Origin of the sequence: Lacibacter sp. H407 (assembly GCF_037892605.1) — a bacterium.
Lineage (GTDB): Bacteria > Bacteroidota > Bacteroidia > Chitinophagales > Chitinophagaceae > Lacibacter.
This window is the reverse complement of the sequence record NZ_JBBKTU010000001.1, coordinates 3,334,088-3,347,612: the sequence shown is the minus strand read 5'-3', so window position 1 is coordinate 3,347,612 and position 13,525 is coordinate 3,334,088. Positions and strand designations below refer to the sequence as shown.

Sequence of the window (13,525 nt, the reverse complement as noted above, 5' to 3'; positions counted from 1 at the left end):
CCCTTTTAATGAATTGATTGTCCCTGTCAAAAAAAAAGCAAGAGAATACATTTGGGCATATCAAAATTATCAAAACGAACTTGCCATGTACAACTTCTACAAACTTAAGCGAGCAGGTATTTTACAGTTTCTTTTACTGTTGCTCTTTATTCCATCTATTTACGCACAGGATCAAACTGCATGCGACACTTCTGTACGTTACATTTATTGGACGGGAGAAGTAGACAGTGATTTCTTTAATGAAAAAAACTGGAGGGTAACCATAGAAAAACCATCAACCGATGATGGCACACCCGGTAAGCCTACCTGTTTACCCGGCGGAGGCTCACACCTCTACCTCATTTGCCCCAATGTGCATGATCCGGTGAATGATAAATATCCAAAAGACAGAAGCCTCGAACCCGGCCAGCCCATTCGTTTTAATTTATACATCGAGTCGGCCAGTGTTGTAGCGAATGGCGGAATCAGTTTCGCCTGTTCACAAAAAGGTATCACACTTACAAACTCACAACTAACAGTACAAGGTGGAACTGTTAGCCAGGGCGCTTTGTCTTTGTTAAATGAAAGTACTGTTCATTTAAAAGAAGGAGGCATGTCGCCCACGTTGTTACTTAATTTTTCAGATCCTGCATCATGGGTTTATATGCACAATGAAAATCCGGATGCATTAATGACGAAGCTGGGCAATATCCGCATCAACCATGTTACAGGAGTTTTAGATAATAATTTCCGCATCAATCAATATTATCAAAAAGGTTCAGTTGTAAGACCTCTTTCAACCGCACACTTACCATTAAAAATATTTAGCGGTACAGCACAAAGCGGCACTGCTGCCAGTTTACAGGAAGACATTATTTATGCAGGCGCAACAATTCCAGGCGGAGATAATGCAGCCCGTTCATTCATTCTCAAACGTGGGTTCATGGCTACGTTTGCCATCAATAGTAATGGTACCGGAAAAAGTAAAGTGTATATCGCATCAGAAAAAGACTTGACAATTGATGCATTGGATATCGCCTTACAGGGAAATGTAAGTTTCATTCGGGTTGTTCCATGGAATTGGGTGATCAAAAAAGGAACCGGTGGTTTTTATGATCAATTGAATACAGGTTGGTTCTATAACTGGAACAATAATAATAATCCGTTGCCTAACTATGAATATGTACCAATGGCATGGGGAGCAGGCGGTGCATTGCCTGCCGCTATCAACTTGGTGACACAAAAGAAAAAAACAACACATCTTTTAGGTTTTAATGAATCTGATAACTGCGAAGATCAATCTGGTCAATTCAATAATTTATGTCAACCTGCCGTTGCAGTTGCTTATTATGAAAACCTGATGGGTCTTGGTGTTCGACTTGGAACTCCGGCTCCACGTGAAAATGGACCAACAACATGGTTACTTGAATTTGCACGAATAGCAAAAGAACGAGATGTACGTTTTGATTTTGTTGCTGTGCACTGGTACGATTGGGGAAGTAATCCGGCAAACAGTCCGAATGCAGATCCGCAGCAGATCTTCAATCGCTTCAAGGCATATCTTGAAAATGTGTATCGCATTTACAAACTTCCAATATGGATCACGGAGTTTAATGCTAATCCAAATCGTGGCAACCCAATACAGGATGCATTTTTAAGATTAGCACTTCCATATTTGGAAAGTTTAGATTACGTAGAGCGTTATGCATACTTCCAACCCAATCCACAGTATGCTACTGTTCCGCAAACACCGGCGAATTACTATGAGAATGGCGAACTAACTAACATTGGCGAATTGTATATGAATCATACATCATCGCCTTCAATACCTGATTCAACTGTTGAATGTCCGAACAATTTAGAAGGGCTTGATCTTACTTACGTTTCAGTACCAACAAACAGTTTGGTATTTGAAGCAGAGTGTGGCAAGTTTATCGGCAACCAATGGGATGTTTTGGAAAACACAAATGCATCGAATGGTTTATACATCAGAGGGAATAATAATTTGGCTGGTATAACTGCGTTGGCGAAACAAGTACACTTTGAATTTGAATTAGCTGAAGCAGGAACTTACCGTGCATGGATCCGTTCTTCTTCAACAGGTGCAGGCACCATTCGCATTAGTATTGATGGAAAAACAATGGAACAAATTACTCCTTTCACCAGCGGCAGCTTTACCTGGTTCCAAGTACCACGCTTTTATGCGTTGGGTGAAGGCAAACATCGTTTAACAATTGAATATCCAAACAGTAATATCATGCTTGATCAGGTTGCATTAACCAATGGGCCTGAAAACATGGAACAGTTTATCAACGATGCAGGCTATTGTACTCCATCAACAAACAAATTTGGATTAGACGCAACCGACTTCACCGGTTTTTATGAAGCTGAACAAGCTGCAAAAGGTGTTTCATGGAAAACAGAAACTTCACCGAACGCAATCGGCGGTGCGTACACAGCGAGTGAAGAAAATATTACTTCAACAGAAGTACCTGTTGGTGATGACAAAGTGCTTTCCTTCTCGTTCAATATTGACAAAGCAGATGAATACGATATCTGGGCGAAGATCCAGGCATTGAAATCAACGGCAACAAGTTTATGGATCTCTGTTGATGATGAGCCATTCAGAAAGTGGAGCAATCTTGGTAGTGCAACGTTTGAATGGTACTGGAAAAAATTCTATTACAGCTATGAAATAGAGGATAGAAACTTTACCTATTTCCTTTCTGCCGGACAGCATCAGGTAAAAATTGCGATCAACAGCGGCGATGTTTTTGTAGATCGCTTAGCAGTTGTTACAAAAGGTAAATTACCTGAAACAACTGATCCGAATGTGTTGGCTATTTCTGAAAGTCTGGAATTTGAGGCAGAGGATGCCAGATTTATTCAAGGAACCGGAACAACAGGTACATTAATAAGTACGGTAAACTGTTCAACTTCTTCCAATCTCCAGCAAGTCAATTTGGGAAATCGATTGGGCAACTGGATCGCTTTCGAAACTGTTGTAGCTGATGCGGCAGGTCCTTATAAATTGAAGGTTTCGTATATGAGTAAGGTTAACAGACCTTTCCGTATAAAAGTAAATGGTACAACAATGGGCAGACAGTTGGCAACTGCCTCCGGCAACTGGTGCTATATCGCCGCCGATAATCCAACACTAGGTTCACCTGCTGTTTATGAAGTTGTGGTAATTCTCAAACGTGGTTTAAATACCATTGAGATCGGACTCAACAATGCTGAATTAGCGCCTTTCATTGATAAAATAAAACTGGAGAAAGCAGAATTAAATGGACTTGGACTGGAAGCTGAACTTGCAGAATTAATTTCAGCCAACAACTCTATTCTTGTTCCCACTTGTACGGTTGCGTCTAATGGAGCGTTAGTGAATATGGGACTCAATACAAATAATGCTATCCGATTCAACAACCTCGTTAGTTCAGAAACTAAAACTTACCAGGTAGATATTTACTACATCACAAAAGTGCAACGCAACTTGCGGGTTTCCATAAATGGTGAACCATTTACAACAGAATCGTTTGTTGCTTCCGGCAATTGGTGTTTTGAAGCAAGTCCGGTTGTAGCAGTAAAGAGCATGGAACTGACATTTGCACAAGGAACAAATACAATTGAATTCAAACCAACAGGTACAGATGCTCCGTTCATTGATAAAATTGTGATACGTGAACCGACTCCTGCAAGTGCCGCTAATCAACAGGCATCACTTGGTGCAGATCTTGGCACGCAATTGTTTGAACAAGCAACTGCCAATGTATTTGCTGTATATCCAAACCCGGCGCAGACAGGTACACCTATTACATTGATGTTACCAGGTTCTGTTACAACAGGCCAAGTGTTGGTGCAAGTAACTGATGTAACGGGAAGAATTGTATTTGCACAAACTCTGCCGGCACAAACCAACAGGCAGGTGAAAATTGAAAACAGGCTAAGCAAGGGAATGTATGTGTTGACTGTATCGCAAGGATTACTTAGAACAAGTAAAAAGATAGTCATTCAATAGCAGCAAAATCAGTATCCATGAAAACTAAAAGACCCCGGAATTATTCGGGGTCTTTTTTTATTAAATATCTTGCTTTCGTTTGAATTCGAACAGGCACTCAGGAGAGTAACCGTTGGCGACCAATAAAAATGAAAGAGCCTCATATTTCTACGAGGCTCTTTGTGACCGCGTCAGGATTCAAACCTGAAACCTTCTGATCCGTAGTCAGATGCTCTATTCAGTTGAGCTACGCAGCCATTCCGTTTAACGGGCTGCAAATATAAGACGGTTGGTTTGAAATTTGAAATCTTTATCGGTTTCTCTAAGAAAAATAAAAAATCCCCCGAAAATGGGGGATTCATTATAAGGACAGATAGATATTTTAGAAACGATAGCCCAATGAAAGGCCAAAACCGGTATTTCGTAAAGCGGCTTTGCTATTTGATACACCTTCAATTTCAGGGTTGATCTTTGCAAGCCCCAATTGTGAGTTCAACTGAATACTCAGGTTGTTACTCAATTCATAACCAAACAACAGATTCGCTCCTGCATCCATACGGCGCAGATAAGGGTCTGTAATTGCCTCGGCTGCTGTGATGGTATTTTTAAACTTGATCGTTTCTTTGTTATCGTTAGAATCAGTCACCTTTCCTGCAACAGCAAAACCAACATAGGGTCCTACACCTAACAATAAATGGCCGGTACCAAGTAATGGCTTAAACAGAAAAGTCAACGGAACATCAATGTAAGAAACGTTCACGTTGTTATCCGAACCATTTTCTTTCGCACCTTTTCCTGAAAACAACACACCTGGCTGAATATAAAATTGATCGGCCAATGGAATATCCACCACAATTCCTCCCTGTAAGCGGGGAACAAGTTTATTTTCCAGTTTGCTGTCGTTAAAATCACGCCCGTTAATATTCTGCATATTTACACCTGCCCGTATGCCAACACTGATTTTTGAACCTGTTGATGTTGACTGCGCTGTTGCTGTAAAAAATGCACCTGACAAAAGCAAGGCAGTTGAAAAAAAGATCTTTTTCATATAAATGATTTTTGTTTTTAAATAAAATGAATGAATATTTTACTGACCACCCTTTGCTTCTTTCTCAGCATCTGAAACCATTTTCTCGTTCGCTGTAATCAAGAATTCAACACGGCGGTTTTGTGAGCGTCCCTCTTCAGTATCGTTTGTGTACTTCGGAAAGTTTTCACCCATTGCTTTTGGATTCATACGTGAATTGGCAACTCCTCTGTCGATCAGGTAAACCATCACAGCATTTGCACGACGTTGCGACAATGCATCATTGTAGGCATCAGATCCTTTATTATCTGTGTGCCCCTGGATCTCAATATTGGTATCGGGGAATTTTTTAAGAATGGTTACAAATTCATTCAAACTTGTTTTTGCTTCTGTCTTCAAGCCTGCCTGATCGTAATCAAACAATACTTTGCTTTCAAATTCAATTTCGATACCCTCGCCTACACGCTCAACTTTTGCGTTCGGTACCTGTTTCTTGATCTCTTCAGCTTGTTTATCCATTTTCTTACCGATCAATACGCCGGCCGTTCCACCAACTGCAGCGCCAATAATGGTTCCTAAAGCTGTATTTCCTGAAGCACGTCCAATAACAGCACCTACTGCTGCGCCGCCCGATGTACCTATAATGGCACCTTTTTGCGTTTTTGTCATTCCTTTACACGCTGCCAACACAATACTTACTGTCAGCAGGTAATAAACGATCTTAGTTGTCTTTCTCATAAAAAAATATTTGTTCTACCCTCCCTTGCCAAAGATTGTGCCAGCAACGGGCTCAAAAAAATAAGAGCCGCTTTTGGCGGCTCTTATATAATTAAGTATGAACGTTTTATTTGATCAGGTTCAGTGCATTCAGCCACCCCGTTCGCTTGCCTGCCCAACCGCTTACAAAAGCTTCGGGCTTTAAACCGCCTTCAAGATTTTTCAACAATCCTGTTGCCGCACTCATGGTTTTCACAGTATTGGCTGTGCTGATAAGATTTTGCACATTGAATCCTTGTTTGAACATATCCGGTTTTAAAAAGCCGGCCAGGGAAGCAATTGACTTTCCAACGCCAACTGCATCTTTCACTTTCCCTGCTGTGCTCAGGAAGTTTCCTTTACCGCCGGTCCAGGAACTGAGAAAGGAAGTTGGCTTAATGGCATTTGTAAATTGTGTAACAAGGTTACCGATACTGGCGCCGCCGGAAACTTTTGGCAGTTGGGCAAATCCTGCTACGGTAACAAACAGCAACAATGTAAGTGCGAAGGTGATTTTTACTTTCATAAACAGATAATTTTAAATAATAATACAACAAAAACAGCTGATTGGTTGAACGTAACAATTATTTTATTCTACACCCGGTTGTTTCAGTTGCCAACCTGTTTTTTTCTTTTCGTCCAACACCATTTGTTTTACATCGGCCAACAGTTTTTTGGCATCGTACACGATCCCGTCTTTGATCGTATATTTTATACCACCTGCACGGATAACTTTGTTCTCCGCATTTAAACGGACAGCACCTGTTCCGTAAAGTACTTGCAGATTTTCAAGTGGATTAACATCAATTACCACCAGATCGGCCAGCTTCCCTACTTCAATACTTCCCAATTCCTGTTCCATACCCAATGCCTGTGCACCATATAATGTAGCTGAACGAATAACCTCCAATGGATGAAAGCCTGCTTCACGTAATAATTCAAGCTCACGGATATAACCAAAGCCATAGGTTTGATAGATAAATCCATTGTCGCTTCCTGTTGTTACACGACCACCACGATTTTTATATTCATTAATGAACGTCATCCATAACCGGTAGTTCTCTTTCCATTCTACCTCCTGCTCTGTTCCCCAGCTATGCCAATAGCTGCCATGTGAAACACGGCTCGGCTCATAAAATTTCCAGAGCGAAGGCAAGGTATAATCTTCGTGCCACTCGGCTCTGCGTGCACGTTGCAGATCACGGTTGGCTTCGTAAATATTAAAGGTAGGATCCAGTGTAAAATCAAGGCTCAGCAATTCGTTCATTACATTATTCCAATGTTCGCTGTAAGGCGATGCTGCCTGCTTCCATAATTTGCCGGCTTCTTCAAAACGATGCTGCTCGTTACTGTAATTATAAGTGAGCGGATATTGCTGAATGGTTTGCGTAGTAAACAGCGCTTCGGGTAAACCATACCAATGTTCCATGGATGTTAAACCTGCCCTTGCAGAATGCAACACGTTCCAACGGGCTACATCCATTTGTGCATGATGATAACAGCTGCGTAAACCCAGTTTTTTATTTTCACGTATAGCAGCATCCATGATATCCGGAGCCGCTCCAAAAAACTTAATACCATCTGCACCATTCTTTGCATTTTCACGCACCCATGCAATAGCTTGCTCAGGCGTGGCAATGGGTTGCTTACTTCCTTGTCCGAAAGCAGTGTATGCATGAATGCGGGGAGCAGTAATTTTATTTTCAGCACTTAACTTTTTTTCTTCCAGCACCCATGCGAGACCGTTACCACAGGATGGATCACGAATAGTGGTAATGCCATGTGCCATCCAGAGTTTAAATACATATTCTGCATTTGCACCTTGTCCTGATCCTCCAATATGTCCATGCATATCAATAAAACCGGGCAATACATACTGCCCTTCCAGATCATATTCCTTTCCCCCTTCTTTTAATTTTGGGCGACGTTCGTTGTTAATAGCAACTCCGGGATAACCTACATTGGCAATTTGTACAATCCGGTTTTTCTCGATCACAATATCAACCGGCCCCATCGGTGGCGCACCTGTTCCATTGATCATGATCACTCCACGCAGAATGAGTTGTGTGTAAGGACCTTCACCTTCTTTTTTAATGGGAGCTTTTGCTACCTGCGCCGTAACAGAAAACAACAGGCAGATAGCAGCAAACGTAGTTGTAAGAAATCTCATAGCAATTTTTGTTATGCTGAAATTTACAACTATTCATATAACCACACTTCATTAGAATTTCTCGTCGGGAAAATATTTTTTCATCAATGCCTTGAATGCGGCTGTGTTTCTTAACTCGGCAAATTCTTTTTGGCTCCAGATGCCTGCACCTTCGCCATACTTCAGCTTCAATGCATTTTCAAGATTGGTAATAGCAACAGCATCTTTTTTCAATGCAGCATAACAAACAGAGAGGTAATAATAGCCCGATCCGCTTTTGTTATTGGCTTTCACCAGTCGCTCAAGGTAAGTAGCCGCTGTTGTATAATTTGCTTCATTGATATAGATCAAGCCAATAAACAGCAATGGATTTTCATACGACGAATCTAATTCCAATGCCTGTTTGTAATATGGTAACGCTTCTTTAAATCGCTGCTCCATATAATACAGGTTGCCAAGGTTGTTGTAAGCCCTGATCAACGACTGATCAATTTCAACTGCTTTCAGTAAATAGGCTTTTGCAGAATCGTATTGCTTGTATTTCAAATACACTACGCCTACGCTGTTATACAGATCAGCAATTTCAGGACGTAAGCGGATAGCTTCATGCAAATATTTCACTGCTGAATCTGGCTGACTCATATCTCTGTACAAATCGGCCATATCTACCAATACAGACAGGTTTTCATTATTGAATTGATACGCCAGTTGATAATTATGTAATGCTGAATCCGGTTTGTTTTGCTTTCTGTACAACAACGCAATACTGTTATAGAGTTGTGCATTACCAGGACTCAAAACCAGGGCTTTGTTTAAACAATAAAATGCAGAATCGTATTGACGTGTACGTTCATACACTGCAGCCAGGTTACTGAAATAAGATGCATCCAACGGATCGATCTCGGTGGCGTAACGGAAATATTTTTTAGCAGAATCAATTTGATTACGACGGTAATAATAAACGGCAATAGAATTGTAAGTTGATGCATCACCTGCATCTACACTAATTGCTTTATTGAAATATACATTCGCAGAATCGGGCATTCTTGAATTCTGATAGAATGTAGCCATGCTGATGAATGCATTTTTCGAAGAGGGATTCATACTGATGATCTTACGGTAATAAATAGCCGCGGAATCTGTACGACGGCCCTGCTCATGCAAACGGGCAAGATCAAGATAAGGTTGCGTGTAAGAAGAATCAAGCCGGATCGATGCATGATAGTAATGAAGAGCAGAATCAGGCAGATTGATCTCCTTATAAAAATTACCCAACAAATCAAACACGTAAGCTTTGTCAGGATAATAATTTACACTTTTCAAATAAAAATAGCGGGCCGAATCATATTTTTTGGTAGCTCCATAGGAACGTGCCAACCCATTGTAGGCATATACAAACGACGAATCTTTTTGCACACAGGTATTAAAATAATAAATGGCTTCCTTGAACTTTCCTTTCTCCTTCATTAACCATCCCATATTATTGAGTGCCGATACATTGGCAGGGTCGAGTTGCAATGCTTTCAGATATAAATTCTTCGCCTTCTCACTTTTGTTTTGCTGAAATTCAAAATAGCCAAGATCAACATATGCATCTGCATTTTTCGGATCGATCTCTAATGCTTTTTCATAAAACGAACGTGCAAGATCGAAGCGTTTCATTTGTACATAAGCAAATGCAGCCGTGGTATAGGGGTAACGCCATTTCGGCGCTTTTGTAATTGCTTTTAAACTGAAGTAAACGGCACTATCGGCGTTCTTTAACTGCAACTGAAGTGCTGCGATGGTATGTAAGATGTAAGCTGCATTACTGTCGAGTGCATAGGCCTGGTAAATCAAATTCCTCGCATCCTGCATATTGGTAATCCTGTTCTTTGCATCAAAAAAACTTCTTGCTTCAAAGAAAAATAATTTACCGGTTAAGTTCTTTATCAGCATTTCATCCGACGGATCGATCAGGGCAATCGCCTTCCGCATCATGGTTGCCACATTACCAAAATCAAGTCCAGCAATGTATTCCAGCCGTTCGATCCCCGATTGAATTTCTTCACTTCGTTGCGATTCATCCAACTGTGTACGTATTTGTTGGATACCCGCTGCATCTTTTCCGCTGAGATATAAATTGATCTTTCGTTGTGCAAAATTGATAAACTCCGCAGCCAGTGTTTGACGTGCATCGATTGTTAATACATTATCCGGATATAATTTATTCAGCAGATCATAATAAAAATTAGCAGAGCTATCGCCGGTAAGTTTTGTATTTTTTATAGATTGATTGAATTGATTATAGATATAGACCACATTACTATCAACCAGTAATGCGCCTCTTCCTCTTGCATTTTGCACCATGTCGTTTACACCGCCACCTTCCGTCATGCCGGATAAGTTTTTGCCTGTCTCCCACTTCTTAAAAAATGTGCTGTCAACTCTTGCTACAAATTTTCGCCCGTTATCATCACAACAAATAAACGGTTCCTGTTTTCGTTTGTATTTTGAAAAGGCAATATTGGGCACTTTGTCCAACACGTACGAACGTAATTCAACCAATGTGATCACACCATCTTTCCCTTCGTATCCATCCGCCAATCCACTCAAACCATCAATTAAATAATAAGTAAACAAACCGTGACCGGTTCCAATAGTAGCATCTTCCATTGATTCCTGTCCGGCACCGGTTGCAAGCATAATGATCTCACCCGACTTCCGTTCCGAAATGGCAGAGTTGAGAATTGCCTGCCCATCTTGTCCACCCGGCAATTCATTTGTACGGCATGCATCCATGATCAGGAATATTTCTACGTTCTTCCTGCTCAATTCGGCAATACGGCTTTTGAGATTGTATAATTGAATACTGCCTGTTACGATATAATTATTTTTATCGCCGGCCGGGTTACAATCGTAGGTAAGAAAAAAGTATTCGTCTTGATTAATGGCATCACCATGCCCTGCCAGGTAAATATATAAACGATCGCCGTCTTTTAAATTCTTTTGCCGAAGCCATGCCATTCCCTTTACCCAAAAATTTGCAGCCGTTGCTTCTTCATTGATCAGGTATAGCATGCGGTCATCAGGAATACTTCCTGCACCTGCCGATTGCAGATACTCACGAAACAAACCTGCATCACTGTCTGCATATGATAACGGACGAATATGTTTGTAGGTTGATATGCCAATGATCATGGCATAACTCTGTCCGCTTACAACAGTACCGGATGTATCTGCACGGGGTACAGAAGTAGCAGTTTGGGCAAGCGTTAATTCTGCATACAGGAAAAAAAATGCAGCCAACAGAACAACAACGGTTTTACTATTTCGCATATATTCGAAGGCGAAAGTAGGCAAACAGATTTAAGAAGACAAGTATCAAACTAAATGCATTCTCCCCAGAAACCATCAACCGACAAAAAATCAACCTCATTTTTTAAGAGATCCTATCAATGGTTTTACCATTTTTACCTGCGGTATCTTTTTAAACGGGATACAATCCTATCAACTTTTTCCGTGTTTATTGTAATCGGTATGTTTTCTGTCTTGCCTTTAAACACAGGCATCCTTAACCCTTTTAAAACAGCACTGCAAGATCTTGACTTTAATGATATCTCCTACGCAGTTCTTAATAAAAACGCCAGTACACCTATTGATAACAGAATTATCATTGTAAATATCGGAAACGCAGACAGGCTTGGCATATCGTTAATGATTGAGAAACTGAGCATAGCAAAACCAAAGGTTATTGGCATGGACGTTAGCTTTGACGGAGCAAAAGATCCTCAAAATGATTCCATACTTAGAGCTGTGATCTCCAACACACCCAATTTTATTCTTGCATCAAAAATAGACTGGTCTAATAAATCCAACCCCGAGTACATTGGTCATTTTGGCAACTCCGCTAAAGAAAGGGCTTTTGTGAACCTAATTGGAGAAGACGGAGGAACAATCAGGAATTTTTCTCCTTTTGAGAAAATCAATGGCAAAACGCTTAACAGTTTTCCTGTTGCCATCGCAGGCAAAGCAGACAAGAGTGCTTTGGACATATTGAGAAACCGAAAAAAGCCTTATGAAGTAATCCATTACACCCGAAAACTGGAACAGTACATGATGATTGATGGGAATGATGTAATAGACGACAATATTGCTCCGGAACTTATCAAGGATAAAATTGTGTTGATGGGCTTTATCAGTAGCGATCCATTTAACGTAGAAGACAAACACTATACACCGCTTAACAAGCAATTTGCAGGCAAATCGACCCCTGATATGTACGGGATAGTTATTCATGCAAATATTATTTCAATGATCCTCGATGGCAAGTACATCAGGAACGTACCGGTATGGCTGTTCTGGATCATTACCATCCTGATTGCCTGGCTACATGTGGCACTTTTCATGCGATATTACATTGAGGAGCATATCTGGTTTCACCTGGTGGCAAAACTTGCCCAAATTTTCTTTGCCATCCTTTCGGTGTATATCGGCATCATGTTCTTTGATTGGTTCAGTATAAAAATTGATACGAAAATTTCATTGATTGTGATTATCTTGGCGATCGATATAATCTATTTCTACGAAGCGCTTGCCGTATGGCTACATACAAAATTTGGTTTTCAAACCAATTTTCACTCAAAATCTCATTAAAAACATGAAACAAATCACCTTTTTTCTATTGATGCTGCTTACAGGTAGTATCAGCAAAGCGCAAAACCCAAATCAATTCCTTGTGTATTCCGTAAAAGGCTCGGTAGCAGTTGTTGAAAACAACAAGAGCGGGAAAGCACAGATCGGTAAACTTTTAACTGACAAATCAAATATTACAGTTGGGCCCAACTCGCTTGTAAGTATTATTTGTAATGAAAACAGTTTGTTTTCGATCACGAAGCCCGGTACCTACAACATGAGTCAGTTCAAAGATTCCTGCTTGTATAACAAAAGCTCGATTACATCAAACTACCTGAAATTTATCTGGAACCAACTTACCACACCAAAAGGAAGCCCCGAGAAAAACAGAAAAAGCTACATGAACAATGTAGGTGCGGTAAGCCGTACCAATATCAGTATCTGGATCGATTCAAGACTGGATACGATCAACTACCACGCAGGCTCCTTCCCTGTTTCATGGAAATGTTATTCGGATGCAGGTGAATTTGATTTTCATATTTATGAAGATGCGAAAGAAGGAAAACCTGTTTACGAGAAACAAGTGAAGAAAACAAATGTGTCGATCGCTGATTTTGTGTCGAAACTGAAACCAAACAAGCCTTACTACTGGCAGGTGTTTGTAAAAAATGAAGAGCCGGAAGAACGTAAGGTGATCTATGTGTGGGATGACAAATCGTTCAACAGCCTTGTAGAAAACCTGCGTAAAGCACATGCAGGAGTAGAAACCCCAGCCGAAGAAAATTTCAGAATTGGTTTTCTGTTAGAGTCGGCCCGGTTCTATGCCGATGCGTACCGTTATTATCAAAAAGCTGCACAGCTCAATCCTGAGTTGGAACTGTACCAGAAAACACTGGAAGCATTCCGTAAGGATTATGCGATCGGGCAATAAATTATATTTTCCTGATTCTTTCAGAAACCGGTTGCAGCAATGCAGCCGGTTTTGTTTTGTAAAGAAAACTGC

The 13,525-nt window shown here is 40.6% G+C and carries 8 protein-coding genes and 1 tRNA gene; 3 read left to right on the top strand and 6 right to left on the bottom strand.

Going from position 1 to position 13,525, the window contains the following annotated elements:
* The first annotated feature begins 85 nt into the window (after positions 1-85).
* The gene (locus tag WG989_RS14645) at positions 86-3,997 is read left to right on the top strand and encodes a glycosyl hydrolase (RefSeq protein ID WP_340430437.1); all 3,912 of its coding nucleotides are present in this window, start codon (positions 86-88) and stop codon (positions 3,995-3,997) included.
* A gap of 162 nt (positions 3,998-4,159) precedes the next feature.
* Here WG989_RS14645 and WG989_RS14640 read toward each other — a convergent pair.
* The 6 genes from WG989_RS14640 to WG989_RS14615 form a co-directional block, all read right to left on the bottom strand.
* Positions 4,160-4,233: transfer RNA gene (locus tag WG989_RS14640), tRNA-Arg, on the bottom strand.
* Between the two features lie 125 nt (positions 4,234-4,358).
* On the bottom strand, positions 4,359-5,024 hold the full coding sequence (locus WG989_RS14635) for a porin family protein (RefSeq protein ID WP_340430436.1): 666 nt from the start codon (positions 5,022-5,024) through the stop codon (positions 4,359-4,361).
* A 39-nt stretch (positions 5,025-5,063) separates the two neighbouring features.
* Complete coding sequence (locus tag WG989_RS14630; protein WP_340430434.1) at positions 5,064-5,741, bottom strand: YiaD family glycine zipper/OmpA-like lipoprotein; 678 nt, start codon at positions 5,739-5,741, stop codon at positions 5,064-5,066.
* A gap of 106 nt (positions 5,742-5,847) precedes the next feature.
* Complete coding sequence (locus WG989_RS14625; protein ID WP_340430432.1) at positions 5,848-6,285, bottom strand: hypothetical protein; 438 nt, start codon at positions 6,283-6,285, stop codon at positions 5,848-5,850.
* A 63-nt stretch (positions 6,286-6,348) separates the two neighbouring features.
* On the bottom strand, positions 6,349-7,929 hold the full coding sequence (locus tag WG989_RS14620; protein WP_340430430.1) for an amidohydrolase family protein: 1,581 nt from the start codon (positions 7,927-7,929) through the stop codon (positions 6,349-6,351).
* 51 nt (positions 7,930-7,980) lie between these two features.
* On the bottom strand, positions 7,981-11,196 hold the full coding sequence (locus tag WG989_RS14615) for a tetratricopeptide repeat protein (RefSeq protein WP_340430429.1): 3,216 nt from the start codon (positions 11,194-11,196) through the stop codon (positions 7,981-7,983).
* Positions 11,197-11,409: 213 nt separating this feature from the next.
* Here WG989_RS14615 and WG989_RS14610 point away from each other — a divergent pair, with 213 nt between their 5' ends.
* Both WG989_RS14610 and WG989_RS14605 read left to right on the top strand, forming a co-directional pair.
* Positions 11,410-12,543: a CHASE2 domain-containing protein gene (locus WG989_RS14610; protein WP_340430428.1), complete on the top strand. Its 1,134-nt coding sequence runs from the start codon at positions 11,410-11,412 to the stop codon at positions 12,541-12,543.
* 4 nt (positions 12,544-12,547) lie between these two features.
* Complete coding sequence (locus WG989_RS14605) at positions 12,548-13,453, top strand: tetratricopeptide repeat protein (protein ID WP_340430427.1); 906 nt, start codon at positions 12,548-12,550, stop codon at positions 13,451-13,453.
* Positions 13,454-13,525: the final 72 nt, after the last annotated feature.